Consider the following 23,292-nt stretch of genomic DNA (forward strand, 5'->3'; position numbering starts at 1 on the left):
GTTTGTCCTTTCGGGTCGGGTGGGTTTTCAGACGGCCTCTTCCTGTGTTTCGGCGTTTTCAGGCTGCATCCGCATTGCCATGTCGATAGCATCGCGCAGGCTGTGCAGGTTGCACGCGACGCATTCGGCGGGCAGTTGCACGTTGCCGATGTGGTTGTCGCGGTCTGCCAGCCAGTCCAGCCGCTCGGTGTCGGGGTGTGGTTCGGTTGCGCACGGGCAGATTTTATTCAGCAGGTAATCGTGCGTTTTCCCGTCTGACGATGCGACGGTACAGCTTGATAGGTAGTCGCGCAGGAATACGAACTGTCTGCCTTCTGTGTCTTGTACGCGGTCGCCGAATTTGAATTGGGTCATTTGGGGTCTCCTTTTTAGGCTGTTGGTAAAGGGGTTGAGGCCGTCTGAAAGTTCAGAGGCTTTGCAGGTATTGGGTTTCGGCGGCGACTTCGGCGAGGAATTTTTGCGCTTCGGTTTCGAGCCGGGCGATGGTGTCGCTATCGCGCTCTATGCGTTTGATGCGGATGGCGAGGTGTTCGGGCAGGCGGGGGTCGTAGCTGACGAAGTCGCACCATTGCCGTCCGGTGCAGGCCATCTGCCATTGCATTTGGGCGTGGTATTGCGGTTTGGGGCGGCCGCTGCGGATGAAGGCGAGGTGGGTGGCGGTGTTGGGGCATTTGATTTCGATTAGGCCGTCTTCTCCTATCAGTCCGTCTGGACTGGCTCCGCTGTCTGCAATCGCGGGGTGGGGGTGGTAGCCGGTTTCGGTTACGTCGTTGCCGGTTTCGATGATGTAGGCGGCGCGTGCCTGCGGTTCGGTGTCTGTGCCGTGGCGCATGGCGGGAGTTTCGAAGCTGCCGTAGGGTTGGCCGGTGAGGCGTTCGCAGATGAGTTCTGCTTTGTAGTTTTCGCGGGCGGCGGTGTAGCCTGTGCGGGCGGTTTTGGCGGTGGCGTCGTGAATGCGGCTGGCGGTGAGTTTGCCGCAGCGTGCCTGATGCCATTCTTCGGTGTGCTGCTGCATAGGGGGTTTCCTTTTTTCAGACGGCCTTTTGTGCGCCGTCTGAAAGGTTTACAGTTTGTCGAGGCGTGCCTGTTGCTCGGGGGTGAGGGCGTAGGCTTGGGCGTCGTTTATGTCGGCGTCGCCGGTGGTGATGCGGCCGGCGAGGGCGTCAAATTCGGCTTCGGTGAGGCCGGGGCGGGGGTCGGCCTGTATGGTGTTTTCGGCGAGGGCTTTGAGGCGGTTGTGTTCGTCTGCGCCGAGGATGTGCCGCTCTTCTTTGCCGATGGCGGCAAACCATGCGCGGTAGGCTTCGATGCCGTTATTCGCGGCGGCTTGGCCTTGGGCGGCGATTTCGGCGCGGCGGGGGTGGTCGCGTTCTCCGGCAAAGGGGTTGGCCTGTTCGGGTTTGATGCCGTCTTTGGCGTCTTTGATGCGTTCGGCTTCGTCTTCGTCGTAGATGCCGGTGAAGCCGAAGGCGAGGCGGGCGGCTTGGATCATGGCTTTGTGGCGGTGCATGCGTTTGGTGTGGCTCTGCCACGGGCCGGCCACTTCTCCGTATTTGGTTTTAAACGGCGGGCGGTACACTTCGTCGAGGTATTCGCGGGCGGCAATCGGGTGGCTGCGGTCTTTGCGGTAGATGACGCACTCCACCCATTCGTGGGCTTTGTTTTTGCCGCCTTCGGGGGTGGCGAGCTCTTCCGAATAGTTGAACTCTATGCCGTCAAACTGGGGATGGTTGTTGATGATGCGCGCCCAGCCGTCTACGCCGACGACGGGGACGATGCCGTTTTGTTTGTCGGGGAAGGCGTAGATTTCTTTGGTAAAGGGGTTGAGGCCGTATTGGGTGGCAACAATCAACAGGGCGTTGAACTGGGCGTCGGTTACATCGCCTTTGAATACGGTTTGTTTGAGGGTTTGCACCAGTTCGGCGGGGTCGCCTTGGATGTTGAACTGTTTGGCAAGGGCGATGGCTTGGTTGTTGGCGATGGTCATTTGGCTGCTCCTGTGAGTTGGTCGTAGCGTTGTCGCGCCTGTTCGTAGGCGGGGTGGGTTTCGAGGGGTTCGCGGCGGTTGACGGTTTTGTCGCCGTGTTTGGGGTCGTAGCGCATTTGGCCGATTTCCCATTCTTTGCCGTGGCGGCGCAGGTAGTAGTCGGGCATGGTTTGGTCTCCGGTTGCTTTGGGTTGGGGGGTGGGGTATGATGCGGGTTCTCTCTCCAAGTCAAGTTGCACCCGCGTCGCCAAACGCGGTTTTTGTGCAAATTTTTCTGCATCATGCCCCATTAAAGGGTTGTCTGATTTTTCAGACGGCCTGAAATCTTTGGGGTGTGCGGTAGCGGTAACGCCCGCGTCCAACTTGACTTGGAAGAGAGCACCCCGCCCTTTTGGGCTTTCTCTAATCTCTATTTAGTCAAGGTGTTCAAAATGAACTCAATTCAAATTTCAAACGTGGCAATCCGCCAAACTTCCAATAATCTCTACAATCTGAACGATTTGCACCGCGCCAGCGGCGGCGAGAAACGCTTTCAGCCTGCAAACTGGCTTCGGAATGCGCAAACCGTTGATTTAATTAATTTCCTCAAAAATGAGGAATTGCAGTCGGAAGAGGAAATTATTCAGTCAAAACAAAAACATGGTACTTTCGTCTGCAAAGAACTGGCTTATGCCTACGCCACTTGGATAAGCGCGAAATTCTTTCTTCTGGTTATCCGCACCTTTGATGCAGCTCTTTCAGGCCGTCTGAAAACCTCTTCCCAAACTTCCGCCGACGAGCGTAAGGGTTTGCGGCAGGCGGTGGCGGCTTTGGTGGTGCGGCGCGGCATTGATTTTTCGTCGGCCTACCATATGCTGCACCAGCGTTTCGGGGTGGCGGCCATTGAGGATTTGCCGCGCGAAACCCTGCCGGAGGCGGTGCGCTATGTGCATACGCTGACGCTGGGCGCGTTGTCCGGCGAGGTGTTGGACGCTGTGAGGCCGTCTGAAAAGCCGTCTGCCATCACGTTCAGCCAAAGCGAGCTGCGGGAGCTGGCGGTTGTCGCCTACTATTGCGCGTGGGCAAACGATTTGCTGCGGGGCGTGGCCGCGCCGCTGGCGGCTTTGGGCTGCGATAAGGCGGTTACGATGCGCACGCTGCCGGTGGAAAGCGCGGCCTTTCTGTCCCGCGTCCACAAAGCCCTGCTGCGCGAAATGCCCAAAATCAACAGTGCGTTCGAGCGGGCGGATACGGATAGCTGTTTGCGCCGCTGCGAATCTTTGATTTGACATTGTTTTCTCCTTTATGGCCGTCTGAATTTCAGGCGGCCTTTTTTGCGGCGGGTCGGGACGCGCCCTACATGACGGGTTCGTAGGGGGGGATGATGGTGCTTTTGTCGGCTTCGAGGGCGCGTTTCTCGCTTTCGCGCGCGCTTTTGGCGGCGGCTTCGAAGGCTTCGGCCATTTCTCTGTAATGCGCGGCTTCGGGCGGTTCGGCGAAGACGGCGGGCTGTATTTGCTGCCGCAGGGTTTGCGGCTCTGGGGTGTCGCAGCCGCCTATGGCGGAGATGGCAATCAGGGCGGCGGCGAAGACTGCCCAGGCGGTGAGTTTTTCGGGGGTCATTTGTTTGTCCTTTGTTTTGGGGGTGGCGGTTTCTTCGTCCCGCCCGCGCCGCGCCTGCCAAGGAATGGGGAGAAATTCAGGCCGCGTGTTGTCGGGGTTTGTTTCGGCAGGGATTAGGCCGTGCCGCGCCCACTCGTCCGACTGACGGCGCGGCAATCTTGGGATTATTCGGTCGGGCGTTTTTCCCAGTTGTACTCGTCGATTTCTTCGGCGAGGCGGGTGTGGGCGATGGTTTCGAGGGCGGCCATGATTTTGTTCCATGTGTCTGTGCCGACTTTGCGGTACAGGGTGTCGATGGGTTCGGTGGCGGCAATTTCTGCGGCCAGCGTCATGGCGGCGGCGGGTTGTTTGTAGGGTTTGGCAATCAGGTCGGCGAGTTGGTCGTCGGTCATGGCTGTTCCTTTCAGGCGGCCTGTGCGGCGGTGTAGCTGTGTTCCATTTGGGCGGGGAAGGTGAAGTCTTCTTCTGCGTCTATGTGGCAGTTCATAGCGTCGGCCATGCGGGGGTCGCGGCAGCGGGCGGCTTCGTCGGCGAGCCATTCGCGCCAATCGGTTTTGTCGGCTGCATCGTTGGGAACAACGCCCGTTGCTTCGATGCACTCGCGGCGGTATTCGGGGTAGATGCGGCAGGCGATGGCGGCGCAGTCGGCTTTGAGGGCGGCGGCGTTTGCTTCGGCCTCTGCTTCCGCCGCTTCGGCTGCGTCGATGGCGCGGTAGTAGGCGGCTTCGGCGGCCAGCCATGCGCCCTCTGCGTGGGGGTTGAGGGGTTTCATGCTTTGCTCCCTGCCCCCTTGCGGGGGCGTGCGGTTTAGGCGAGGTAGTTGAAGGGGTGGGCGTTGTGGTGGGCGGCGGAGGCTTCGGGCAGGCTGCCTGCTTCGATCACTGTGCCGTCGATGTAGCGCAGTTCGTAGCGGCTGCGGCTTTTGTATAGGCGGCCGAGGGTGGTTTCGTCTTTGCCGTAGTGGTGGCGCATGAGGTTGTGGATGGGTTTCATGGGGGCTCCTTGTTGGTTGCGTTGTTTCGATGGGGTGGATTATAGCAAAGCTAATAAACAATACAATAGCAAAGATACGATTTTATTTAGCAAAGATTGTATATTGTTGATTTTATTTATAACAAAGTTTGTGCAGGCACAAAAAAACCGCCCTTTTCGGGCGGTTGTCAGACTCGGAGGCGCGGATATATAGTGCGCCATTTACCCAATGACACAAAATTAAAGGAATAAAAATGGAAGATTTGACCCCGATATTGCAGGTTGCCTATGCCGTGCTGAATAATTTCAAAGGCCGTCAGGGGCATATCAACGAAATTGCCGAGGCGGCGCTGCGGACGAATCAGACTATGGGCTTGGATGCCGCCGCTTTCGGCAGCAAATTGTCGGGTGCCCTGTCTGCGCATGTGAAAAAGAAAGATGCCGTTTTTGCACGGGTGGCAGGGAAGAAAGACGCAAAGGGGAAAGTTGTTTCATATAAGAAGGGAATGTACCGACTTAAACAGGTGCGGATATCCAAGCCTACCGAAGTCAATATCGCCCCGCAGGTAGACAGTGCCTTTTTGGGAAAGGCCGGGGAGTTGGGCGTTATGAGCGAATTGCTGTTTTGGGGGTTTAATGCTTCTTTAATGGTGGTGGACAAAGGGATTGATATTGTCGCTTCCAAAGAAAACCTGTATTACCACATTCAAGTCAAAACCGCGCAGCCGAAAAGCAACGGCACTTTCGGCTTCAGTATTAATTTGAAATCGTTTGAAAACAACCACAGCGGCAACACGTATTATATTTTTCTTATGAGGGAATCCGCGCGTTCCGTGTTTGCCGTTATCCCCAGCAGTCATATCACCACCTTGCGCAACAGGGGCTTGATAAAAGGGACTGACAATCTGTCTGTTACCCTGTCTGTTTTGGATAAGGGAAAGAAATATTTACTGAACAATAAGGACGATATTACTACTTTTATCAATAATTTCGGTCAAATCAAATAAGACTGCCGTTGTTTTCAGCCTGTTGCGATTGGTAAAAAGGCCGTCTGATTTTTTAGACGGCCTTTTGTGCGGCTATTCGACGGTCATTTCCGCTATCGGCAGTGCCGACCGGATGTTGTGGCGGCGGCGCAGGTCGGCGAGGTCTTTGTGGACAAGCGCGTTAAACATTCCGGCTGCGGTTTGTATGATGCCGGGGTTGGATTTGAGAAAGCCGGCCGCTTTGTCGGCGGTGTAGCCGTCGATGTTTTCCGCCGGTTCGATTTGGAAGACGGTGCGGTAGCGGGCGGTGATGGCGGCGGCGTTTTGCCCGTCTTCGGTTTCCGCCGTGTAGTCGGCGCGGATGTCGTAGCAGATTTGGAAGGCTTCTTCGTTGATTTGCAGACGTTCGGCGGTAATGCCTGCCTGTTCGCGGATAAGGCCGTGCATGATTTCGGGGGTGTGATCGATGTGTGCGGACAGGACGTCGAAGGCCAGTAGTTTGACTGTGGTCATGATTGGGTTGTGCTTTCTGTGCGCCATGCGGGCATGGTCAGGTTGACGGTGGTCCATTTGGCGGGTCGGCGTTCTGTGGTGTCGGGCAGGTTGTTGGCGGCCTGCATGGAAAGGATGGCGGTGTATTCGCGGCGCAGGCGGGATTCGGTGGTGATGACGAGGTTTTCGCCGACGGCGTGGAGGACGGATACCATGGTTTCGATGGTGGGGTTGCTGTCGCCGCCCATTAGGCGGCTGATAAGGGATTTGCTTTTGCCTGTGCGTGCGGCCAGTTCGGTCTGGGTGAGTTGTTTGCTTTCGAGCAGGCCGTCGAGCATGATGGCAAAGTCGATTTTTGCGGCTTCCTGTTGCTTGATTAGTCGGTAATCAGACATTTGATTGCTCCTGATATTTGCAGTTTGTTGAAGGCGTTGGCGGCTTTTTTGAGGTCGGCGGCTTTGGTTTTCTGCCATTTTTTCCAAACGGAGTGGGTCAGCAGCAGCATTCCTTTTGTGCCGGGTATGGGGACGGCGTAGATGCGGATGGGCTGTTTGATGAATTCCATGACTTTGAGGCCGTCGGCTTCTCCGGCTTCGTGGAACATGGCGGACGGCAATTTTTCACCTGCGGCAAAACGCTCCATGATGATTTCGAGGGCGGCAGCCTTACGGACGGTTTGACGGTCGTTACGGAAGGCGGCCAGCTCTTTTTCCAAGTCGGAAGATTCGCCCTCATCCGCCAGCACGATGAGCGGTCTTGCACCATTGTAGAGTATTTTGGGCTTCATGTGTTTACTTATATGTGAACTTGCGTTTTCGGACGGCCTCGCGGGTTTGGTCGGTTCAGAAGGTTTCCAGCGTCCAGCGGCCTTTGACGCGGCCGCAGATGCGCAGGTTTTCAAGGGCTGCGCCCTCGAGGGTTTCCACGGGGTAGGCTTTGTTGTCGGAGATGATGTTGAGGCCGCCGCTGACCAGGGCGTGCAGGCGTTTAATGCGCAGGCCAGAAGGGGTGAGGATGACGTAGATGCCGTCGCCGTCGTAGCGGTCGGCGGAGGTGTCGGCAAACACCACGTCGCCGGGGTTGATGGTGTCCTGCATGGAATCGCCTTTAGCGTTGATGATGCGCAGTTTGCCGAGGTTGCCGCCGAACTGCCGCCGCGCCCATGTTTCTAAAACAATCACGAAATCCACAATTTCGTCGGGGTCGTCGGCTTCGATGCCGTCCCCCATCCTGCCCGTGGCGGCCAGGCGCGGCACGGACAGCCAGCCTTCGCGGATGACGGGGGCGTCGCTGCGGTAGAGCACGGGGGCGGCTTCGTCATCCAGCCAGCCGCGCGGCAGGTCTAGGGCTTTTTCGATGTCGGAGGCTACGCCGTTGCCGATGTTGCGGTGGCCGTTCATCCATTGGTTCACCTGTGCCGCCGCTTTGCCGACGGCGCGGGCAAATTCTGTCTGATTGCCGTTGTAGCGTTCTTCAATAAGGGTTTTCACCCGTTCTATTCTGTTCATTTTTAGTCTCCTTGTTTGGTTTGGCAATTTTAAAGCATTGCTAAAAATAACAAGGCTACTATTCTTGCGGTATCTTTGCTATACTATTCAGCATCCAATCAAAATCAATGCTATATGAAATTAATTGAGTATTTAAACAGCGGGGTTTCCGCTTCCGATCTGGCAAAGAAGACCGGAATTGCCCCCGCGTTTTTATGGCAGGTCAAGAACGGCCGCCGAAAAATGCCGCCGAAATACTGTCCGAAAATCGAACAGGCCACAGGCGGGCAGGTAACGCGCCGCGACCTGCGCCCAGACGACTGGCACGAAATTTGGCCTGAATTGAAGGAGGGTCAGGCAGGTGCGCAGGGGTAGTTGTTTTTGATGTGCCGGTGGAAGTAGCGGCCTTTGGAGGGTGCTTGGAGCAGTTGGACGAAGACGGCTTCGGGTACGTCGAAGTAGCGGTATCGCCGGCCGTTTTTGAATTGGATTTCGAGTGTGCCTGCCTGCCAGGCGACGGAGGAAAGATTGGATGAAAGAACAGGTGTGTGAATCATTCCGTGCCTCTTTTTCGATGATGTCGAAGGAGGAAATTGTAGCGCAGTTTGACGGGTGGGATTTTCGCGATGCGCAAGGCCATCCGCTGCGGAATTTTTTGCCGTTTCTGGTGCTGGCGGAGCTGGCCGCCGGGCGCGGCGGTGTGAAGGAGGATTGAGATGAAAGAAAGATATTTGAAGCTGAAAAAGAAAGAGCGCAAGCGTTTGGAAAAGCTGGCGTGGAAGAAGGCGCGCCAAAGCAAGGCCGCGCCGTTTGAGGTGGTTTCGTCTCTGGTTGATGCGTTAAGACTGGTCAGGAAGATGTGCTAGACAGCTGTTTTTCAATTTCCGTCAGCCTTTTAGCCAATTCTTCAATAAAGGCGGCAACGTTTTGAGCACTGTCCCGAGGATACCTTGGATCTGCCAAAAATTTGTCCGATTTGGTTTGTAGAGTGAGTTTGGCGATTTCCAAGGCGGTTGCGTAAGCGGATTCATTCATTTTCGATTCTCCGTGAAGAGGGTTGTGTAGGAACTTCCATTCTACACGGATGAGAGGCAAAGCGGACAGACGCTTGGCAGCCCGGACAGACGGGCAAAAAGATGCCCCCGAATGGGGGCGGGAGGAAATTATGAAAGTTCGTATCAAAAACTTACGGAGCGGATTATGCCATTGAAACCTTTGAAAGACAACAGCCAGTGCGCCCGATTGCTGGCGCACTTTAAAGCGGGCGGCTCGGTTACGAGTTTTGAAGCCTACGATTTGTTCAAAATCACACAGCTTTCGGCGCGGATTATGGAACTGGAAGCGCGCGGGATTGCGATTGCCCGCGTGTGTGAAGAAAACGACGGGGCGCGTTATGTGCGCTATTCGATGGGAGGTGCGGCATGAGTGTGAAGCTGATGGCCGGCGCACTGGATTTGAAGATTCCGAGCGGGCAAAAGTTTGTGCTGACCGTGTTGTGCAATTTCGCCAATGACGACGGCTTGTGTTATCCGGGACAGGATACTCTGATGGACAAGTGCAGTATGGGCAGAACGACAGTCGGCAACCATCTCAAATGGTTGGAAGAGCGCGGCTATCTGCGCAAGAACCGCCGTCAAAAAGGCAATATGCGCAAGTCGGATCTGTATCTCATCAATCTGAATCCCAATACATCGGAATGTTCAGATTTTGAATGTTCAGATTTTGAATGTTCAGATTTTGAATGTTCAGATTTTGGCAGTGAATGTTCAGATTTTGAACATTCGGAATGTTCAGATTCTGAACATTGCTATAAGGAAGAACCGTCAGAAACCTATAACCGTCAGAGAGAACAAAAGGATATTACGCGCGATGCGCTTCATTCGTCTGCTAAGCAGCCCGATTCGGCAAATCTTGCAGACAGGCCGTCTGAAAACCCGCCTGCCCAATCTGCCAGACCTGCCAAGCGCAAACCTTCCGCCGCACGCAGGGAGCTGGACGCGCTGAACCTGCTGGCCGACCGTGGCGTGGAGGGGGATTTGGCGCAGGACTATCTGGCAGTGCGCAAAGACAAGCGGGCGGCGACGCTGACGAAAACCGCGTTGGCGGGCTTGGAGCGTGAGGCGAACCGCGCGGGCTTGTCGCTGACGCAGGCCATCACCCTGTGCTGCGAGCGCGGGTGGGTGGGTTTCCGTGCCGACTGGCTGCAAGACAAACACACCCGCGAGCGGGCGGCGGGTAACGGGCATACCAGCCACTTTTTCGGGAACGAGTATTTTGAAAACGCCGACTACGGCGACGAAATCGGGGAGATACGGTAATGCGGACGATAGGCGAAATGCTGACGACAAACTACGGCGCACGTCAGGCCAAACAGCAACACTGCGCCGAACATGGCGCGTACACGTCCTACAGCGCGGTGCGCGGCTGCTGGACAGGCTGCCCCGCCTGCGTCAGACGGCGCGAGGCCGACGAAGCGGCTGACTATGCCGAAACCCTGCGCCGCGAAGCCAAGCGGCGGGAAACGGAAGCCCGTATCGGCCGCGCAGGCATTGCCCCGCGCTTTGCCGGATGCCGCATCGACAACTTCCAAACCGGCGGCGACGAGGCCACACGGATGCGGATGGAACGCGCCAAAGCCTTTGCGCGGGACTACGCCGACCACTTCGCCGACGTGTCCGCCAACGGCCGCTGCGCCATTTTCGCCGGCGGCATGGGGACAGGCAAAAACCATCTGGCCTGCGGCATCGCCCACGAAGTGCTGGAACAGGGCTACAGCGCGGTAGTGATTACAGCCGCCGGGATGATGCAGCGCATCAAAGACAGCTTCGGCGGCGGCAGCGAAACGGCCGCCTGCGCCCCGTATGTACAGGCCGATTTGCTGGTGCTGGACGAATTTGGCGCAGGCAACCCCACGGAAACCGAAAGCCGCCTGCTGGGCATGGTGATCAACGCCCGCTACGAGGCCGTGCGCCCGACGCTGGTACTCACCAACCTGACGGAAGAAGACTGGCAGCGGCGCATCGAAGCCCGCATCCGCGACCGCCTGCGCGACAACGGCGGCAAGCGCATCCCCTTCAACTGGCCGAGCTACCGCCAATGAACTGCCTCAACTGCGCCCACGCCGACTTTCTCGCGGCGGCGGAACGGGGCTTGAAGGGGTTTCTGGTGTGCACGGTGTCGCGGGATAGGGCTTGGAGCTGCCTTAACTCGGAAACGGAATGCGGAAACGGGCGGTTTCAGGCGGCCTCGGCGGAGAGGGTGCAAAAGCGGGTTGAGTGGCTGCAAAGGCGCAGGAAAAGACGGTTTGAGGCCGTCTGAAAAACGGGGCCGACCCCACAAGGGCAAAGAAGCAAACTCATTGAAAAAACGGAATTTTATGATACACGGAACGTGCAAACGAAACGGAGGATTTTTGAAATGAAGACATGGTACATCGGCATCGACACCGGGGTGAAAACCGGTTTTGCCTACTGCCTGGATGGGAAGCTGACCAATGTGCTGACACTGCCGATCCACCGCGCCATCAGCGAGCTGAACCACGCGCTTTCATTCTGCATCCGCGAACAAAGCAGGCTGCATGTCGTGGTGGAGGATGCGCGTCTGCGCCGCTGGTTCGGCGAGAAGGGGCGCGAGGCTTTGCAGGGGGCGGGCAGTGTGAAGCGCGACGCGAAGATTTGGGAAGACTGCCTGAACGACCTGCGCGGGCAGTATCCGCAGATTGTCAGCTTCGAGATGCTGCCGCCTGCGGCCAACCGCACCAAGTTGTCCAAAGAGGCGTTTGCGCGGCTCACAGGCTGGAAGGAGCGCACCAGCGAACACGGGCGCGACGCGGCCATGTTGGTGTGGGGGCGCAAAGGTACGGGCTTTTCAGACGGCCTGCGGGAGGGTTGGGATGGCAATTGAAGCCGCCGTTATCCGCACGCCCGCCGGAACGCTGGCCGCCGCCACCGCCGCCGATGCGGAGATTCTGCGCTCTTTGCAGGCGGGCAGAGCCTACCGCGTCAAAGTAACGCAGTTGTCCGACCGCAGCTACCGGCACCACAAGCTGTTTTTCGGCGGGCTGCTGCCGCTGGCCTACGAATACTGGCAGCCAACGGGCGGGCTGGTAACGCAGGGCGAGCGGGCGATGGTGGAGCGTTTCGCGCAGCGGCTGGAAGCGTTGCACGAAAGCGGCGGCCTGTTTCTCAAATTTGCCCAAGAGTTCGTGCTGGGCGTGGCGAAAAAGCGCGGCGAAAAGGTCGGCGCGGTGCCGAAAAGCATGGAGGCCTTCCGCAAATGGCTGACGATTGAGGCGGGCTATTTCGATGTGTACGAAACGCCCGCAGGCATCCGCAAGGAGGCGAAAAGCATCAGTTTTGCCCAGATGGATCAGGAAGCGTTCAACGACTTCTACCGCGCCTGCTTCGATGTGGCGTGGAACATGATGCTGTCGGCCAAGTTTGAAAACCAAGAAGCCGCATTAAGGGCGGCGGAAGAGATGATGGCGTTCGGCGCATGAGCAAAATTACCGAATCCGCACGCGGCGAGCAATGCCTTGTCCGTTTGCCGGGCATCTGCAACCGCAACCCGGAAACCACCGTGTTTGCCCATTACCGCCTTGCGGGCTATTGCGGCACAGGCATCAAGCCGCCCGACTTTATGGGCGTGTATGCGTGCAGCAACTGCCACGACATCTGCGACGGGCGGGTGAAAACCGATTTGGACGCGGACGAAATTCGGACGGCCTTTGCCGAGGGGGTGATGCGGACGCTGGCGAAGCTCGCCGAAAAAGGGTTGATAGAGATAAAGGAGTGAAATGTACCGCAACACCGACGAAGCCCTGCATGATGCCTACCGCTTCGGCAGCCTGCGCATCGAGCCGCAGAACAACACCGCGCAGATTTGCCGCTGGATAGAATCCAAAGGCGTGCCACCCGCCCGCAGCGGCCTGACACAGCACGAATGGCACGCTAACGCCGCTATGATACAGGCGCGGGTAGAACGCCTGCTTGCCCCCGCCGAACTGGCCGTTATCGAACTGCACTACACCGGCGGGCAGAAGCAGGACGGCATGATTGATATTACCGCCCATATCGAAGCGCAAAACAAAGGCGCGAACCTGCTTTTGTGCGACGATCTGCTGGGCAACATCTTCACCGGCAGGCCGAGAATCAGCGCGATACAGGATAAGTATGATTTGAGCCGTGCGACGGTATTCCGGAAACTGCATAGGACAAAGCGGATTGTTGCGGTTTTGTACAATACGGCGATGCTGAAAATTGAAGATGAATTTATCGAGGCGGGTATTGTGAAATTCTGCGCCCAAGCTGTTGACATGTGAGACTGTTTTATCTAAAATTTGCTAAATTTCGGAGAAAGCTGCGGATAGGCGGTTTTCTCCGTTTTGTTTTGGCGGTTTCAGGCCGTCTTTGCTATTGCCTGCCGTATGGTTTCAACCGTGATGTATAGTCGGTTTGCGGCGGCATCGGCAAAGCCGTAGCGGCGGTAGAAATCCGCCATACCGTCTTTGGCATCGACAAACACGACGGGGAAGCCCACGAGGTAGGCGGCCTGATACAGGCGGCACAGCGCGTCATGCAGCAGAAAGCCGCCGAAGCCTTTGCCCTGATACGCGGTATCGACGGCAAGCCTGGCAATCAGGGCGGCAGCCTGCACGGGACGGTGCTTTTTCTGCAACTGAGGCGGAATTTGCGAAAGCTCGAATTGGATCATGGTCAGGGTGTAGAAACCCGCTATCCGTGTGCCGTCGGCTTCGTCTTCCAGCACATAGGTGCGGGCGTGGTTTTTTGCCGCCTGTTGGTTGGCGGTGCGTTGCAGGAACAGGTTTAAGGCTTCGACGCCGCAATCAAAGCCCTGCCGGTTATGCTTGGCGGTATCGAGCGGAACGGTTTTCACGGGCACTCGCTTCGGTGTTTGCGGAACAGCTCGGACAAGTGCCGGTTGGGTGCGGGCGGGTTTTCCAGCGCATCCAACAGTCGCAGGGACGAATCGGCATTGAGCCGGATGATTTCTTCCTGCTGCAAAATGGCTTTGGCTTTCTCCACGGCTGCGCCCAAAACAAAGGCGTTGATGGTGGGAATGCCTGCGGCTTCGGCCGCGCGGTTGAGCAGAGATTGGGTGGCGGGATCGATGCGGGCGGTAACGCGGGTATGGGTGGCGGCAGTCATATTGAACCTCCGTGTCAAATATATGCGTGCCATTTTGGCACGTTGAAGAATGAATAGCAAGCCCGCCCTGTGCGGGCGTTTTGTTTTCAGACGGCCTGAAACTGTCAGGCAACCCAACCAAGGAGCCTGATATGGACAAAGCCAAACGCCCAATCGGGCGGCCGAACACATACAGCAAAGGGTTGGCAGACCGTATCTGCGAACGCATCGCCCGAGGCGAAAGCCTGCGGGCGGTTTGTTCGGACGGCGATATGCCCTCCGCCAGCACGGTGCACAAATGGCTGGCGGAGAATCAGGAGTTTTCGGAGCAGTACGCGCACGCGCGCGAGGAGCAGGCGGACCATTTCGCCCAAGACATCATCCGCATTGCCGACGAAGTGGAGCCCGAAAGCGCGGCGGTGGCCAAAGCTAAGCTGCAAATCGACGCCCGCAAGTGGACGGCGGCCAAGCTCGCGCCGAAGAAGTACGGCGACAAGATCGACCTCTCCGGCGATATGCGCGTGCAAGTAGAAACCCGTTCGCTGGAAGACATCTTCAAATAGTTTCGGGCAGACTGAAAGGCGAAACCCCGCAGGGCGGCAACTCTGCGGGGTTTCTGTATTTAATCCTTTGTACAAGAAAGGACAAATCATTGTTTGATTTTAACATACTGAAAGCGTGGTGTGAAATGTTGGAACTGATAGCAAGGTCGGCAACGGCAAAACGGTTTATGTGGCTGACTTATGTGGTCGGGCTTGCCGCGCTGGTAATTTGGCGTCTGCCCGATATTCTGGCAGTGGTTTTGAAATGAGGCCGTCTGAAAAGTTTTCAGACGGCCTTTTCACATATGGCTAACCCCTATTTCAAACCGCTGATCAAGAAAGCCCGCTACAAGGTACTGTGGGGCGGGCGGGGCAGCGGCAAGTCTTATTTTCTCGCCGAGCTGGCGGTGGAGGTGGCGCGGCGCATCGGCACGGTGATTCTGTGCGCACGCGAGTTTCAAGGCTCGCTAGACGATTCGGTGTACCAGCTGCTGACCGAAACCATAGCCCGGCTGGGCTACACACAGGAGTTTGAGATTCTCAAATCCAGCATCCGCCACAAGGGCACGGGCGCGAAGTTCGTGTTTTACGGCGTGAAGAACAACATCACCAAAATCAAATCGATTCAGGGCGTGGGCATCTGCTGGGTGGAAGAGGCCGAGGCGGTTACCAAAAACTCGTGGGACGTACTGATTCCCTCCATCCGTGGCGACAAAAACGCCGAAATCTGGGTGAGCTTCAACCCGAAGAATATTCTGGACGATACCTATCAGCGGTTTATCGTCCATCCGCCAAAAGACAGCATTGTCTTAAAGGCTAATTACGACATCAACCCGCATTTTGCCGACACGCCGCTACTGGCCGACATGCTCGAATGCAAAGAGCGGGATGAAGACCTTTACCGTCATATTTGGCTGGGCGAGCCGGTGGCCGACAGCGAACTGGCGATTATCAAGCCGAGTTGGATTGAAGCCGCTATTGATGCGCATGAAAAACTGGGCTTCTCAGCCGCAGGCCGGCGCATCCTCGGTTTTGATGTGGCCGATGAAGGCGATGATGCCAACGCCACTGTATTGCGGCACGGCTCGGTCGTAACCGACATGCAGCAATGGCGCGGGCAGGATGTGATTTACTCCGCCGACAAGGTTTACCTGTACGCCCAAGAGCAGAATGTTGACCGCATTGTGTATGACAACATCGGCGTGGGCGCCGGTGTGAAGGCGCAGTTCCGGCGTAAGAACGGCAAGGTGCAGACGCTCGGTTTCAATGCCGGCGGCGCAGTGTATAAACCCGATGCCAAGTACACCGACGACAAGAAGAACCGCGATATGTTCGCCAACATCAAGGCGCAGGCATGGTGGATGGTGCGCGACCGCTTCTACAAGACGTGGCGTGCCGTCCATCACGGGGACAGTTACCCCGAAGACCAACTTATCAGCCTTTCAAGCAGCCTGCACGAATTGGAATACCTGACTGCCGAACTGAGCCGCCCACAAGTGGATTACGACCAAAACGGGCGCGTGAAGGCAGAGAGCAAGAAAGACATGAAAAAGCGCGGCATCCCCAGCCCGAACCGTGCGGATGCGCTGGTCATGGTCTTCGCCCCCGTGCAGGGCGGACTGAACATCAACCCCAAGATATTGAGCGGACTATGAGCAAAAAGAAAAAACACACCGACAAGGCCATGCGCCGCGCCCTGCAAAGGCTGCCTGAAAAGCAGCCTGCATCATACAGCTTGGATTTTCCCAGCCTGCCGGACGGCGTGAAGCCAAACGGTATAGCGATGGACAGCAGCCCCTTAGGAAACTTCGGGGCTGATTGTTTTTTCGGCACCGGCTTTATCGGTTATCCGCGCTTGGCCGAGTTGGCGCAGATTTCCGAATACCGCAGCGTGAGCGAAACCACCGCCAATGAAATGACCCGCCAATGGATAGAAATCAAATCCGTGGGCGAAGAAGACAACAGCGAGGCCATCAAGCAGATTGAGGAATGCTACGAGCGGCTGAACGTGCGAGATGTGTTCCGCAAGGCCATTGAAACAGACGGCCTGTTCGGACGCGGCCAGATACTGGTGCAAATCAAAGACCACGACGGCAAATTGGCCAATCCGCTGCTCTTGACCGAAAAAACCATTGCCAAAGGCAGCCTGAAAGCTTTGGTGAACATCGAACCGATGTGGACGACCCCTGCGCCGTACAACGCCATCGACCCTACCCTGCCCGACTTCTACAAGCCGAAGGCATGGTATGTGATGGCGCAGGAAATCCATGCCAGCCGACTGTTTACCCTGATTTCCCGCCCCGTGCCGGATATGCTCAAACCCGCCTACAACTTCGGCGGCGTGAGCATGACCCAGCTCATGATGCCCTATGTGGAACGCTGGCTGCGTACTGTGGATTCCGTCAGCGACCTGCTGCACAGCTTTTCCTTGTCCGGCATCAAAACCGACATGAGCGCGATACTGAGCGGCAGCGACGACGGCGACACCAACATTATGCTCCGTGCCGAACTGTACAACCGTTTGCGCGACAATCGCGGCCTGATGCTGTTGAGCAAAGACGAAGAAGAGTTCTTCCAGTTCAATACCCCGCTGTCCGGCTTGGATGCGCTGCTTGCCCAATCGCAGGAGCAAATGGCCGCCCCCAGCCATACGCCGCTGGTGAAGCTGCTCGGCATCACGCCAAGCGGCCTGAATGCCAGCACGGAGGGCGAGATTGCCGTTTACTACGACCACATCCGCGCCATGCAGGAAAACCTGCTGCGCGATCCGCTGGATAAGTTGCTCAAGCTGGTGCAACTGCACCTGTTCGGCAAAGTAAACGACAACATCACGTTCGACTTTGTGCCTTTGCAGCAGATGAGCGAAACCGAGCTTTCCACCATCCGCAAATCCGACACCGACCGCGATGTGGCCTACATTCAGGCCGGCGTAGTATCGGCGGAGGAAGTACGCGGTCGGCTGGCAAGCGAGCCGGACAGCGGTTACAACGGCATTGATGTAGAAGATGTGCCTGAAATGCCCGATGACGGCTTTTCAGACGGCCTGAATGACGGCGAAGGGGGAGAGGGCGGAGACCCTGCCGACCCAAAGCCTGAACCTGCCCAAGATGCCGCCGAATGGGACGAGAGCAAGCATCCACGTGCGGAGAATGGGCAGTTCGGGGAAGGCAGGGATACCAATGACAGTCAGCCTGAAAGCGGAAACACAGCAGCACAACAGGCTGCTGTTTCTGTATCGGGCAGTGAATTGGGCAGCTTTACCGAGACCAAAGACCTACGCAAAGCCGCTATGCAGTACGCCCGCGATAACTTTGTCGGCAAAAGCTACACCAACAAAGACAGCGGTCATGAGATACAGGTTACTTGGCAGGGCATTAAACATGCCGCAGCTGGCGCGAATGCCGCCGAATTAACCATCATGGCGAAGCTGGACGAACTGCTCATTCATGCCAAGAAAGATGGTGAAGCCGTGCCTGATTACAAAGGACGTGCACACATTATTTCGGCACAGAAATATAAGGCAGTAGTAGATTTGGATGGAGAGAGTTTGAATATTGGGATTGTTACCTTGAAGAAGCATTCAGGCCATGAACATTATGACCATTTCATTATCAAGGACGAATGAAAAAACCCTTAATCCGGTACATCTGGGATAGCTTGGACACCAAGCATTTAACCCAGCCTTCAAATTAAGGGCTTACTAGTATTCTAATTTCTTTACCCGCCGAAAGCAAGTCATGAAACTGTCCGCCCCGTCCGATAAAGACATCATCCTCAAGCCGATACAGCCCAACCTGGGCGTAGAGGCCGCCTACCGCAAAAGCCTGAAAAAGCTGTTGCGCGAAATGCGCGCTGACGTGCTGGGCTTGCTTGAACGGCACTACCCGAAAGGCATCGCCCAAGACGGCCTGACGGACGGCTTGCAGGCTGCTTTATTCGCCCTGTTGCGTTATTGGCTGGCACGGCTGGACAAACTCGCCCCGCAAATCGCCGAGGTATTTGCCAATCAAAGTGCAAGCCACACAGAGAGAGCCTTTCAGACGGCCTTGCGGGAGGCGGGCTTTACCGTCCGGTTCCGTGCCACAGCGCAGCAGCAAACCGCCTTGCAGGCCGTATTGGGCGGCAACGTCTCGCTTATCCGCTCCATCGGCCAGCAATACCTAAGCCGCGTGGAAGAGAGCGTATGGCGCAGCGTGAATGCAGGCTACGACATGGCGCAACTGACCCGCGAACTGCGCAAAGACTACGGCATCAGCGAACGCCGCGCCGCCTTTATCGCGCGAGACCAAACCAACAAAGCCAAGGCAGCCATTGAAAAGGCACGGCGGCAGGAACTGGGCATCACGGAAGCTATATGGATGCACTCCCACGCAGGCAAAGAGCCTCGCCCAAGCCATGTTGCCGCCAACGGCAAACGGTTCGATGTGAGCAAAGGCATGTATCTGGACGGCAAATGGGTACAGCCCGGAGAGGAAATCAACTGCCGTTGTACGAGCCGCGCCGTGATTAAAGGATTCAACACATGAATACGCAACAGAGAGCCATTTTGAGTAAAGCCCGCCGATTGTTGGCGATGGATGCCGAATGGGACGAATCCAAACATCCAAGGGCGGAGAATGGGCAATTCGGCAGCGGCAGGCCGTCTGAAAACGGCAGATTAAACCTGCCTGAAAATCCGACACGGGGCGATTTGCGCCGCGCAGCCAAGCAATGGCTATCCGAAAACCTACAAGGTAAAACAATCCCCACATCAGACGGCAAAAAAGTAACTTTCAACCGTAACGACAGCACAGACCATCTTAGCTTTAATGCCAGCCGTTCAAAGCTGCACGCACAGGCAGTTACATTTGTTGCCGATGTGTTTCAGACGGGTAAGTTTATCGGCAGGGAAGAGCTTGCACATGAAAGAAAAGATAATTTCGTTGCTTTCCACAAATATCAAAAACAAGTGGAGATTGACAGTTATCGGGTGTTATTGGAAGCCGCAGCGGGAGAGTTGCCCAACGGAGAATTGGAAGCGGTAGATGAGATGATTGCCTATAACCAGCGTTTGGCAGGCAAAGAAAAAGTAGGAAACGCGCCTGCAAGCATTGAAACCGCAAAAGACAGCGACCAAGCGGCGGGTTTTGTTTCCTACGCTGATAATCATACTCCCTTTGCCGAAGACGGACAAGCACCCGAAACAGTAGGCTATATACGCATTATGAAGATAACTGACCAAAAAGGGCGTGATGTAACAGGAACCTATGACGAAGGCCGCCTATCCATCGCCCAAGACCGCTCCCTGCGCTCCTACGACCAAGACGGCAGGCTGCACGTTGAAAGCTCCAACATCAGCAAGGCCACGGTAAACCCCTACTATGGAAGCGAAATCCCCAATTACCAACAACTGGGGCTTGACCCGAAAAAGGTTTACTACCTGCTGCGGGACCCTGAAGAGTTGGAAAAGGCCGCGCCGACCTTCAACAACCTGCCTTTATTGAGCAAGCACATTCCCGTTTCTGCCGACGAACCGCAGAAAGAAGTGATTGCAGGCACGACCGGCAGCGATACCGTGTTCAAAGACGGCTACCTGAAATGTTCGCTGGCCGTATGGGACGCCGAAGCCATCGCCGGTATTGAGAGCGGTGAGCAGGTGGAGCTATCCAGCGCGTACCACTACACCGCCGACATGACCGCAGGCGAATTTGAAGGCAGGTATTACGACGGCGTGATGCGCGATATTGTCGGAAACCATGTAGCCCTTGTCGATGTGGGTCGGGCGGGGCGTGATGTTGTAGTAAGCGATTCTGACCCATTTTACGAAAGGAAAACCATGAAACTGAAAGCAGGCGCGAAAGCGCGTATTCAGGCAGCCGTGCAGCCTTTATTGGCGCAGGATGCCGAATTGAGCCCCGATGAACTGTTGCAGGTTATCGGCTCGCTCACCAACGAAGTGCAGACGGCGGAGGACGACGGCGAAGATTTGCCGCCCGAAAACGTCGAGAATGTCGGCACGGACGAAGACGAACCGGAGGACGGCGAAAACAACCCCACCCCCGCCGAGCCGGAAGAACCCGCCGAAGACGAAGAGCCGGAAGCCCCCGAAGGCGGCGCACCCAAGCCCGCACAAGATGCCGCCATTTCCAAAATGGCGATGGATGCGGCCATCAAACGCGCCGTAGAAGCCGAACGGAAACGTTCGCAGGCTTTGGCAACGGCACAACGCGAAGTGGCGCATATTGTCGGCGATGTGGCGATGGACAATGCGGCGGACGTGTACAAGTTCGCGCTCGAACAGAGCGGCATTGACGTAACCGGCGTACATCCTTCCGCCTACCGCGCCATGGTCGGTATGTTGGGCAAACCCAAACAGCCGATGGCGCAAGATGCGGCTAAAACCGCCGAACAGTTCCCCGGTTTATCACGAATCAGAAAGGCTTAAACCATGTCATTCCAAAAAGCAGTCCAACCTTACCAAGCCCCCGCCGTTGCGGGGGATTTTGCCGCCCACAACCCGAACGCTTCCATGCTGGCGGGCGAAGGCGCGCTCGTCAGCGGCACGGACGGCGTAACCGTCGGCGTGTTTGCCTGGGCGGATGCCGAGGGCAAAGTGTCCAACAAGAAAACCGCCGGCGCACGCATCGGCTTTGTCCACCGCGAACAGCAGGCCAGCATCACCGCCTATCTGGCGGAACACGGCAACCAAATCCTGCCCGGCCAAATTATTACGTTGGCCGTGGCAGGCGACTTCTGGGCGCATTTCCCCGCCGGTGCCGAAATCGGCCAAAACGTGTTCGCCAAAGACGACGACGGCACATTGAAAGCCTCTGCCGCCGCCACCGAAACCGGCCACACCCTGACCCGATTCAAAGTGGCTTCCAAAGCCGCAGCGGGTGAACTGGCCAAAATCACCACATGGGAGTAACGATTAAATGAATACCTTGCAACAACTCGAACGCGATGCCGGCATCGTCTTTATGGGCGGCGGCAAAAAGCTGATGAACGAACAGGTGCAGGCTGCTTTGGCGATGGACGCGCAGCCCGCGCTGACCACCGCCGGCAACAGCGGCATTCCTGCATGGATGCTGACCTATGTCGATCCGAAACTGATTGAAGTCGCCCTTCAGCCGATGAAGGCCGCCGAAATCTTCGGCGAAGTGAAAAAAGGCGATTGGACGACCGAAACCGCCATGTTCATGCTGGTAGAACCTACCGGCGAAGTCTCCAGCTACGGCGACTACAACAACAACGGTGTGAGCGGTGCCAACGTCAATTTCCCACAACGCCAAAGCTACCATTACCAAGTGTTCACCCGCTGGGGCGAGCGCGAAGTGGCACGCGCAGGCGAAGCGAAGATTGACTATGTAAACCGCGTCAATCAGGCCAGCGTGAATGCCTTGAACCGCTTCCAGAACAAATCCTATCTGTTCGGTATCAAAGGTTTGCAGAACTACGGCATCCTCAACGACCCGAGCCTGCCGGCCGCCACCGCTGCCGCCCAAACATGGGCAACCGCCACCGGCGAGCAAGTGTACGAATCCATCCGCAAGCTGTTCCAAAAACTGTTGCAGCAAACCGGCGGCCTGATTGATATGAACACACCGCTCCTGCTGGTGTGCAGCCCGACTGCCAGCGTTGAACTGACCAAAACCAACCAGTACAACGTCAATGTTACCGACCAGTTGAAAAAGAACTTCCCCAACCTGCGCATCGAAACCGTGCCGGAATACTCCGCCGCATCGGGCGAGATGGTGCAGCTGATTGTGGAAGAGTTGGACGGCCAGCGTACGTTGGAATGCGGTTTCACCGAAAAACTGCGTGCGCACAACATGGTTTTGGAAGCCTCCAGCATCAAGCAGAAGAAATCACAGGGCACATGGGGCGCGATTATCTATCGCCCATTTTGCATTGCTTCCATGACGGTGAGCTAAGTGCAGGCTGCCTGAAACTGCTTGATTTTCAGGTAGCCTTTTAGTATAGTGCGATGCCATGAGGTGTCGTAGCCTCCTTGAAAAGCCGCATCACGGCGGTAATCGTGATTTTTTTGCGTCCATAGATTTCTGTTTCCTTGTAATCTCTTTCTATGGCCGAGAGGGTGACTAATACAATACCCGCAAGGGGAATAAGTCCACCCTTACTTTTCAGGGCTACGAACCTCTTGGCCGCCCATTCGGGCTTAATCGTAGATAGAAAAGGAAATCATCATGAACGCAATCGCAATCTCTAATGTGGCTATCCGCCAAACCGAAAACAACCTTTACAATTTGAATGACTTGCACAAAGCCAGCGGCGGCGAAAAACGCCATGAACTGACAAATTGGCTGAAATTGCAACAAACTACTGAATTAATTGATGAATTGTCCAAACCTGGAATTCCAGGTTTGGAAGAAAATCAACAAGTTATCCAAGTTGTTAAAGGCGGCAACAAACGCGGCACTTACGCCTGCAAAGAATTGGTGTATGCCTACGCCACTTGGATTAGTGCCAAATTCTTTTTACAGGTTATCCGAACCTTCGATGCCGTAATTTCAGGTAGCCTGACACCTCGCAAAGCCCTGCTGTCAGGTTTAACCCACGAGCAACAGGCGGAAGTCAAAGCCCTGCACAATATCCTGATCCAGTCCGTGCCGTTCGAGAAACAGAAGGCTTTGGCGATTACCCTGTGGAGCGCGGTTAAGTCCAAATTCAAAGTCGGCTACAAAGACGTGCCGCCCGAACAGTTCCCCGAAGTGTTGAGCCTGATGGCGCGGGTGGCGGTGGAAAAAGGCGTGCTGTACGGCGAATTGTTGGACAAGCAGCCTGCACCTGTTTTGCCTGTATTGGACGATGAAACGGTTTTGGCATTCGGCAGGCTGTTGGTCCACGCGCAGGATATGCGCCTGTTTGTGAACCGTTATCTGCCTGCATTCCAAAACTTGGGTATTGACGGCAGGGGTTCGCTGTGGAGCTTCGTTCATGACACCGAACCGACTTTTGCGGCGGTGCGCCGTTTCATGGCCGCCCAATCGGTGCATTCAGGCTTCTTCGCCCGTGATTGGGCGTGGGTGCAAAGCCGCATATTAAGCACCGCCCAAGCGTTCTAATCCCGTTTCGGCT

37 protein-coding genes are annotated in these 23,292 nt (G+C 56.3%); 21 read left to right on the forward strand and 16 right to left on the reverse strand.

Features of this window, described 5'->3' with window-relative positions; all coding sequences use genetic code 11:
* Positions 1-27: 27 nt before the first annotated feature.
* Genes H3L91_RS03410 through H3L91_RS03425 form a run of 4 tightly spaced genes read right to left on the reverse strand, consistent with a single transcriptional unit; the run spans position 28 to position 2,154 of the window.
* Positions 28-354: a hypothetical protein gene (locus H3L91_RS03410; RefSeq protein ID WP_007342105.1), complete on the reverse strand. Its 327-nt coding sequence runs from the start codon at positions 352-354 to the stop codon at positions 28-30.
* Between the two features lie 52 nt (positions 355-406).
* Positions 407-1,015 (reverse strand): lambda exonuclease family protein, encoded by a 609-nt coding sequence (locus H3L91_RS03415; protein WP_007342106.1) that lies wholly within the window; start codon positions 1,013-1,015, stop codon positions 407-409.
* A 48-nt stretch (positions 1,016-1,063) separates the two neighbouring features.
* Positions 1,064-1,987 (reverse strand): phage recombination protein Bet, encoded by a 924-nt coding sequence (bet, locus tag H3L91_RS03420; RefSeq protein WP_007342107.1) that lies wholly within the window; start codon positions 1,985-1,987, stop codon positions 1,064-1,066.
* Positions 1,984-2,154, reverse strand: a complete 171-nt coding sequence (locus H3L91_RS03425; RefSeq protein ID WP_154647185.1) for a hypothetical protein — start codon at positions 2,152-2,154, stop codon at positions 1,984-1,986. The genes bet and H3L91_RS03425 overlap by 4 nt, the downstream gene beginning before the upstream one ends.
* Before the next feature lie 264 nt (positions 2,155-2,418).
* Here H3L91_RS03425 and H3L91_RS03430 point away from each other — a divergent pair, with 264 nt between their 5' ends.
* A complete protein-coding gene (locus H3L91_RS03430; protein WP_182109871.1) occupies positions 2,419-3,255 on the forward strand; it encodes a KilA-N domain-containing protein in 837 nt (278 codons plus the stop codon).
* 67 nt (positions 3,256-3,322) lie between these two features.
* Here the strand turns inward: H3L91_RS03430 and H3L91_RS03435 are convergent, their stop codons facing one another.
* The 4 genes from H3L91_RS03435 to H3L91_RS03450 form a co-directional block, all read right to left on the reverse strand.
* The gene (locus tag H3L91_RS03435; protein WP_154647186.1) at positions 3,323-3,589 is read right to left on the reverse strand and encodes a hypothetical protein; all 267 of its coding nucleotides are present in this window, start codon (positions 3,587-3,589) and stop codon (positions 3,323-3,325) included.
* A 164-nt stretch (positions 3,590-3,753) separates the two neighbouring features.
* Positions 3,754-3,981, reverse strand: coding sequence for a hypothetical protein (locus tag H3L91_RS03440; RefSeq protein ID WP_007342112.1), 228 nt, complete (start codon positions 3,979-3,981; stop codon positions 3,754-3,756).
* 11 nt (positions 3,982-3,992) lie between these two features.
* Positions 3,993-4,361 (reverse strand): hypothetical protein, encoded by a 369-nt coding sequence (locus tag H3L91_RS03445; RefSeq protein ID WP_007342113.1) that lies wholly within the window; start codon positions 4,359-4,361, stop codon positions 3,993-3,995.
* Positions 4,362-4,396: 35 nt separating this feature from the next.
* Positions 4,397-4,582, reverse strand: coding sequence for a hypothetical protein (locus tag H3L91_RS03450; RefSeq protein ID WP_007342114.1), 186 nt, complete (start codon positions 4,580-4,582; stop codon positions 4,397-4,399).
* A 233-nt stretch (positions 4,583-4,815) separates the two neighbouring features.
* On the opposite strand from H3L91_RS03450, the gene H3L91_RS03455 reads away from it, so the two are divergent.
* On the forward strand, positions 4,816-5,568 hold the full coding sequence (locus H3L91_RS03455) for a hypothetical protein (RefSeq protein WP_007342116.1): 753 nt from the start codon (positions 4,816-4,818) through the stop codon (positions 5,566-5,568).
* 72 nt (positions 5,569-5,640) lie between these two features.
* On the opposite strand, the gene H3L91_RS03460 is transcribed toward H3L91_RS03455, so the two are convergent.
* From H3L91_RS03460 to H3L91_RS03475, 4 genes are read right to left on the reverse strand one after another with little or no spacing between them, the layout of a single operon-like run.
* A complete protein-coding gene (locus tag H3L91_RS03460; RefSeq protein ID WP_007342117.1) occupies positions 5,641-6,060 on the reverse strand; it encodes a hypothetical protein in 420 nt (139 codons plus the stop codon).
* Positions 6,057-6,434: a helix-turn-helix domain-containing protein gene (locus H3L91_RS03465; RefSeq protein ID WP_007342118.1), complete on the reverse strand. Its 378-nt coding sequence runs from the start codon at positions 6,432-6,434 to the stop codon at positions 6,057-6,059. Before H3L91_RS03465 ends, H3L91_RS03460 begins: the two co-directional genes overlap by 4 nt.
* Positions 6,416-6,826 (reverse strand): hypothetical protein, encoded by a 411-nt coding sequence (locus H3L91_RS03470; RefSeq protein ID WP_007342119.1) that lies wholly within the window; start codon positions 6,824-6,826, stop codon positions 6,416-6,418. Before H3L91_RS03470 ends, H3L91_RS03465 begins: the two co-directional genes overlap by 19 nt.
* A 55-nt stretch (positions 6,827-6,881) precedes the next feature.
* Complete coding sequence (locus tag H3L91_RS03475) at positions 6,882-7,547, reverse strand: LexA family transcriptional regulator (protein WP_081458568.1); 666 nt, start codon at positions 7,545-7,547, stop codon at positions 6,882-6,884.
* A gap of 114 nt (positions 7,548-7,661) precedes the next feature.
* Between H3L91_RS03475 and H3L91_RS03480 the strand changes: the two genes are divergently transcribed.
* On the forward strand, positions 7,662-7,901 hold the full coding sequence (locus H3L91_RS03480) for a transcriptional regulator (protein ID WP_007342121.1): 240 nt from the start codon (positions 7,662-7,664) through the stop codon (positions 7,899-7,901).
* On the opposite strand, the gene H3L91_RS03485 is transcribed toward H3L91_RS03480, so the two are convergent.
* A complete protein-coding gene (locus H3L91_RS03485; protein WP_007342122.1) occupies positions 7,880-8,083 on the reverse strand; it encodes a KTSC domain-containing protein in 204 nt (67 codons plus the stop codon). The genes H3L91_RS03480 and H3L91_RS03485 overlap by 22 nt on opposite strands.
* Between H3L91_RS03485 and H3L91_RS03490 the strand changes: the two genes are divergently transcribed.
* A complete protein-coding gene (locus tag H3L91_RS03490) occupies positions 8,059-8,241 on the forward strand; it encodes a hypothetical protein (protein ID WP_007342123.1) in 183 nt (60 codons plus the stop codon). The genes H3L91_RS03485 and H3L91_RS03490 overlap by 25 nt on opposite strands.
* Before the next feature lies 1 nt (position 8,242).
* Positions 8,243-8,392 (forward strand): hypothetical protein, encoded by a 150-nt coding sequence (locus tag H3L91_RS03495; protein ID WP_007342124.1) that lies wholly within the window; start codon positions 8,243-8,245, stop codon positions 8,390-8,392.
* Here H3L91_RS03495 and H3L91_RS03500 read toward each other — a convergent pair.
* Entirely contained in the window at positions 8,376-8,561 is a 186-nt protein-coding gene (locus tag H3L91_RS03500) for a hypothetical protein (RefSeq protein WP_007342125.1), read from the reverse strand. The two genes, H3L91_RS03495 and H3L91_RS03500, sit on opposite strands and share 17 nt — an antisense overlap.
* Before the next feature lie 165 nt (positions 8,562-8,726).
* Here H3L91_RS03500 and H3L91_RS03505 point away from each other — a divergent pair, with 165 nt between their 5' ends.
* The 7 genes from H3L91_RS03505 to H3L91_RS03535 all read left to right on the forward strand — a co-directional run bounded on the left by H3L91_RS03505 (position 8,727) and on the right by H3L91_RS03535 (position 12,846).
* Positions 8,727-8,951, forward strand: a complete 225-nt coding sequence (locus H3L91_RS03505) for a helix-turn-helix domain-containing protein (RefSeq protein ID WP_154647187.1) — start codon at positions 8,727-8,729, stop codon at positions 8,949-8,951.
* Positions 8,948-9,844, forward strand: a complete 897-nt coding sequence (locus H3L91_RS03510) for a helix-turn-helix domain-containing protein (RefSeq protein WP_007342127.1) — start codon at positions 8,948-8,950, stop codon at positions 9,842-9,844. Before H3L91_RS03505 ends, H3L91_RS03510 begins: the two co-directional genes overlap by 4 nt.
* A gap of 17 nt (positions 9,845-9,861) precedes the next feature.
* Positions 9,862-10,626, forward strand: a complete 765-nt coding sequence (locus tag H3L91_RS03515; RefSeq protein WP_040658725.1) for an ATP-binding protein — start codon at positions 9,862-9,864, stop codon at positions 10,624-10,626.
* Between the two features lie 317 nt (positions 10,627-10,943).
* Positions 10,944-11,429, forward strand: a complete 486-nt coding sequence (locus H3L91_RS03520; protein ID WP_007342130.1) for a hypothetical protein — start codon at positions 10,944-10,946, stop codon at positions 11,427-11,429.
* Entirely contained in the window at positions 11,419-12,024 is a 606-nt protein-coding gene (locus H3L91_RS03525) for a DUF1367 family protein (protein ID WP_007342131.1), read from the forward strand. The genes H3L91_RS03520 and H3L91_RS03525 overlap by 11 nt, the downstream gene beginning before the upstream one ends.
* On the forward strand, positions 12,021-12,320 hold the full coding sequence (locus tag H3L91_RS03530; protein WP_007342132.1) for a DUF1364 domain-containing protein: 300 nt from the start codon (positions 12,021-12,023) through the stop codon (positions 12,318-12,320). Before H3L91_RS03525 ends, H3L91_RS03530 begins: the two co-directional genes overlap by 4 nt.
* Before the next feature lies 1 nt (position 12,321).
* A complete protein-coding gene (locus H3L91_RS03535) occupies positions 12,322-12,846 on the forward strand; it encodes a hypothetical protein (protein ID WP_007342133.1) in 525 nt (174 codons plus the stop codon).
* 77 nt (positions 12,847-12,923) lie between these two features.
* Here the strand turns inward: H3L91_RS03535 and H3L91_RS03540 are convergent, their stop codons facing one another.
* Together H3L91_RS03540 and H3L91_RS03545 are read right to left on the reverse strand one after the other, a co-directional pair.
* A complete protein-coding gene (locus H3L91_RS03540) occupies positions 12,924-13,421 on the reverse strand; it encodes a GNAT family N-acetyltransferase (protein WP_040659381.1) in 498 nt (165 codons plus the stop codon).
* A complete protein-coding gene (locus H3L91_RS03545) occupies positions 13,418-13,693 on the reverse strand; it encodes a type II toxin-antitoxin system TacA family antitoxin (RefSeq protein ID WP_040658727.1) in 276 nt (91 codons plus the stop codon). The genes H3L91_RS03540 and H3L91_RS03545 overlap by 4 nt, the downstream gene beginning before the upstream one ends.
* A 131-nt stretch (positions 13,694-13,824) precedes the next feature.
* On the opposite strand from H3L91_RS03545, the gene H3L91_RS03550 reads away from it, so the two are divergent.
* The 9 genes from H3L91_RS03550 (at position 13,825) to H3L91_RS03585 (ending at position 23,279) form a co-directional block, all read left to right on the forward strand.
* Entirely contained in the window at positions 13,825-14,235 is a 411-nt protein-coding gene (locus H3L91_RS03550) for a terminase small subunit-like protein (protein ID WP_040658729.1), read from the forward strand.
* A 125-nt stretch (positions 14,236-14,360) separates the two neighbouring features.
* Positions 14,361-14,483 carry a hypothetical protein gene (locus H3L91_RS12450; RefSeq protein ID WP_256998583.1) on the forward strand — a complete coding sequence of 41 codons (123 nt, stop codon included), beginning with the start codon at positions 14,361-14,363 and terminating at the stop codon, positions 14,481-14,483.
* Between the two features lie 36 nt (positions 14,484-14,519).
* The gene (locus H3L91_RS03555; protein ID WP_007342138.1) at positions 14,520-15,869 is read left to right on the forward strand and encodes a PBSX family phage terminase large subunit; all 1,350 of its coding nucleotides are present in this window, start codon (positions 14,520-14,522) and stop codon (positions 15,867-15,869) included.
* The gene (locus H3L91_RS03560; protein ID WP_007342139.1) at positions 15,866-17,839 is read left to right on the forward strand and encodes an anti-CBASS protein Acb1 family protein; all 1,974 of its coding nucleotides are present in this window, start codon (positions 15,866-15,868) and stop codon (positions 17,837-17,839) included. Before H3L91_RS03555 ends, H3L91_RS03560 begins: the two co-directional genes overlap by 4 nt.
* A 112-nt stretch (positions 17,840-17,951) precedes the next feature.
* Complete coding sequence (locus H3L91_RS03565) at positions 17,952-18,740, forward strand: phage head morphogenesis protein (RefSeq protein WP_007342140.1); 789 nt, start codon at positions 17,952-17,954, stop codon at positions 18,738-18,740.
* The gene (locus H3L91_RS03570; protein WP_007342141.1) at positions 18,737-20,638 is read left to right on the forward strand and encodes a DUF2213 domain-containing protein; all 1,902 of its coding nucleotides are present in this window, start codon (positions 18,737-18,739) and stop codon (positions 20,636-20,638) included. Before H3L91_RS03565 ends, H3L91_RS03570 begins: the two co-directional genes overlap by 4 nt.
* Before the next feature lie 3 nt (positions 20,639-20,641).
* Positions 20,642-21,121 carry a structural cement protein Gp24 gene (locus H3L91_RS03575; RefSeq protein WP_007342142.1) on the forward strand — a complete coding sequence of 160 codons (480 nt, stop codon included), beginning with the start codon at positions 20,642-20,644 and terminating at the stop codon, positions 21,119-21,121.
* 7 nt (positions 21,122-21,128) lie between these two features.
* Entirely contained in the window at positions 21,129-22,127 is a 999-nt protein-coding gene (locus H3L91_RS03580; RefSeq protein ID WP_007342143.1) for a major capsid family protein, read from the forward strand.
* A 273-nt stretch (positions 22,128-22,400) separates the two neighbouring features.
* Complete coding sequence (locus tag H3L91_RS03585; RefSeq protein ID WP_007342144.1) at positions 22,401-23,279, forward strand: KilA-N domain-containing protein; 879 nt, start codon at positions 22,401-22,403, stop codon at positions 23,277-23,279.
* Positions 23,280-23,292 lie beyond the last annotated feature (13 nt).

This window comes from Neisseria bacilliformis (assembly GCF_014055025.1).
Lineage (GTDB): Bacteria > Pseudomonadota > Gammaproteobacteria > Burkholderiales > Neisseriaceae > Neisseria > Neisseria bacilliformis.

Excerpts from the sequence above, each read along its gene's own strand:
- H3L91_RS03455 (WP_007342116.1), top strand. The coding sequence starts at position 4,816 with ATGGAAGATTTGACCCCGATATTGCAGGTTGCCTATGCCGTGCTGAAT.
- H3L91_RS03565 (WP_007342140.1), top strand. The coding sequence starts at position 17,952 with ATGAAACTGTCCGCCCCGTCCGATAAAGACATCATCCTCAAGCCGATA.
- H3L91_RS03550 (WP_040658729.1), top strand. The coding sequence starts at position 13,825 with ATGGACAAAGCCAAACGCCCAATCGGGCGGCCGAACACATACAGCAAA.
- H3L91_RS03445 (WP_007342113.1), bottom strand. The coding sequence starts at position 4,361 with ATGAAACCCCTCAACCCCCACGCAGAGGGCGCATGGCTGGCCGCCGAA.
- H3L91_RS03515 (WP_040658725.1), top strand. The coding sequence starts at position 9,862 with ATGCTGACGACAAACTACGGCGCACGTCAGGCCAAACAGCAACACTGC.
- H3L91_RS03415 (WP_007342106.1), bottom strand. The coding sequence starts at position 1,015 with ATGCAGCAGCACACCGAAGAATGGCATCAGGCACGCTGCGGCAAACTC.
- H3L91_RS03450 (WP_007342114.1), bottom strand. The coding sequence starts at position 4,582 with ATGAAACCCATCCACAACCTCATGCGCCACCACTACGGCAAAGACGAA.
- H3L91_RS12450 (WP_256998583.1), top strand. The coding sequence starts at position 14,361 with ATGTTGGAACTGATAGCAAGGTCGGCAACGGCAAAACGGTTTATGTGG.
- H3L91_RS03560 (WP_007342139.1), top strand. The coding sequence starts at position 15,866 with ATGAGCAAAAAGAAAAAACACACCGACAAGGCCATGCGCCGCGCCCTG.
- H3L91_RS03475 (WP_081458568.1), bottom strand. The coding sequence starts at position 7,547 with ATGAACAGAATAGAACGGGTGAAAACCCTTATTGAAGAACGCTACAAC.
- H3L91_RS03535 (WP_007342133.1), top strand. The coding sequence starts at position 12,322 with ATGTACCGCAACACCGACGAAGCCCTGCATGATGCCTACCGCTTCGGC.
- H3L91_RS03505 (WP_154647187.1), top strand. The coding sequence starts at position 8,727 with ATGCCATTGAAACCTTTGAAAGACAACAGCCAGTGCGCCCGATTGCTG.
- H3L91_RS03480 (WP_007342121.1), top strand. The coding sequence starts at position 7,662 with ATGAAATTAATTGAGTATTTAAACAGCGGGGTTTCCGCTTCCGATCTG.
- H3L91_RS03470 (WP_007342119.1), bottom strand. The coding sequence starts at position 6,826 with ATGAAGCCCAAAATACTCTACAATGGTGCAAGACCGCTCATCGTGCTG.
- H3L91_RS03440 (WP_007342112.1), bottom strand. The coding sequence starts at position 3,981 with ATGACCGACGACCAACTCGCCGACCTGATTGCCAAACCCTACAAACAA.
- H3L91_RS03500 (WP_007342125.1), bottom strand. The coding sequence starts at position 8,561 with ATGAATGAATCCGCTTACGCAACCGCCTTGGAAATCGCCAAACTCACT.
- H3L91_RS03520 (WP_007342130.1), top strand. The coding sequence starts at position 10,944 with ATGAAGACATGGTACATCGGCATCGACACCGGGGTGAAAACCGGTTTT.
- H3L91_RS03530 (WP_007342132.1), top strand. The coding sequence starts at position 12,021 with ATGAGCAAAATTACCGAATCCGCACGCGGCGAGCAATGCCTTGTCCGT.
- H3L91_RS03585 (WP_007342144.1), top strand. The coding sequence starts at position 22,401 with ATGAACGCAATCGCAATCTCTAATGTGGCTATCCGCCAAACCGAAAAC.
- bet (WP_007342107.1), bottom strand. The coding sequence starts at position 1,987 with ATGACCATCGCCAACAACCAAGCCATCGCCCTTGCCAAACAGTTCAAC.
- H3L91_RS03465 (WP_007342118.1), bottom strand. The coding sequence starts at position 6,434 with ATGTCTGATTACCGACTAATCAAGCAACAGGAAGCCGCAAAAATCGAC.
- H3L91_RS03575 (WP_007342142.1), top strand. The coding sequence starts at position 20,642 with ATGTCATTCCAAAAAGCAGTCCAACCTTACCAAGCCCCCGCCGTTGCG.
- H3L91_RS03460 (WP_007342117.1), bottom strand. The coding sequence starts at position 6,060 with ATGACCACAGTCAAACTACTGGCCTTCGACGTCCTGTCCGCACACATC.
- H3L91_RS03425 (WP_154647185.1), bottom strand. The coding sequence starts at position 2,154 with ATGCCCGACTACTACCTGCGCCGCCACGGCAAAGAATGGGAAATCGGC.
- H3L91_RS03545 (WP_040658727.1), bottom strand. The coding sequence starts at position 13,693 with ATGACTGCCGCCACCCATACCCGCGTTACCGCCCGCATCGATCCCGCC.
- H3L91_RS03525 (WP_007342131.1), top strand. The coding sequence starts at position 11,419 with ATGGCAATTGAAGCCGCCGTTATCCGCACGCCCGCCGGAACGCTGGCC.
- H3L91_RS03510 (WP_007342127.1), top strand. The coding sequence starts at position 8,948 with ATGAGTGTGAAGCTGATGGCCGGCGCACTGGATTTGAAGATTCCGAGC.
- H3L91_RS03570 (WP_007342141.1), top strand. The coding sequence starts at position 18,737 with ATGAATACGCAACAGAGAGCCATTTTGAGTAAAGCCCGCCGATTGTTG.
- H3L91_RS03490 (WP_007342123.1), top strand. The coding sequence starts at position 8,059 with ATGAAAGAACAGGTGTGTGAATCATTCCGTGCCTCTTTTTCGATGATG.
- H3L91_RS03430 (WP_182109871.1), top strand. The coding sequence starts at position 2,419 with ATGAACTCAATTCAAATTTCAAACGTGGCAATCCGCCAAACTTCCAAT.
- H3L91_RS03580 (WP_007342143.1), top strand. The coding sequence starts at position 21,129 with ATGAATACCTTGCAACAACTCGAACGCGATGCCGGCATCGTCTTTATG.
- H3L91_RS03495 (WP_007342124.1), top strand. The coding sequence starts at position 8,243 with ATGAAAGAAAGATATTTGAAGCTGAAAAAGAAAGAGCGCAAGCGTTTG.
- H3L91_RS03485 (WP_007342122.1), bottom strand. The coding sequence starts at position 8,083 with ATGATTCACACACCTGTTCTTTCATCCAATCTTTCCTCCGTCGCCTGG.
- H3L91_RS03555 (WP_007342138.1), top strand. The coding sequence starts at position 14,520 with ATGGCTAACCCCTATTTCAAACCGCTGATCAAGAAAGCCCGCTACAAG.
- H3L91_RS03435 (WP_154647186.1), bottom strand. The coding sequence starts at position 3,589 with ATGACCCCCGAAAAACTCACCGCCTGGGCAGTCTTCGCCGCCGCCCTG.
- H3L91_RS03410 (WP_007342105.1), bottom strand. The coding sequence starts at position 354 with ATGACCCAATTCAAATTCGGCGACCGCGTACAAGACACAGAAGGCAGA.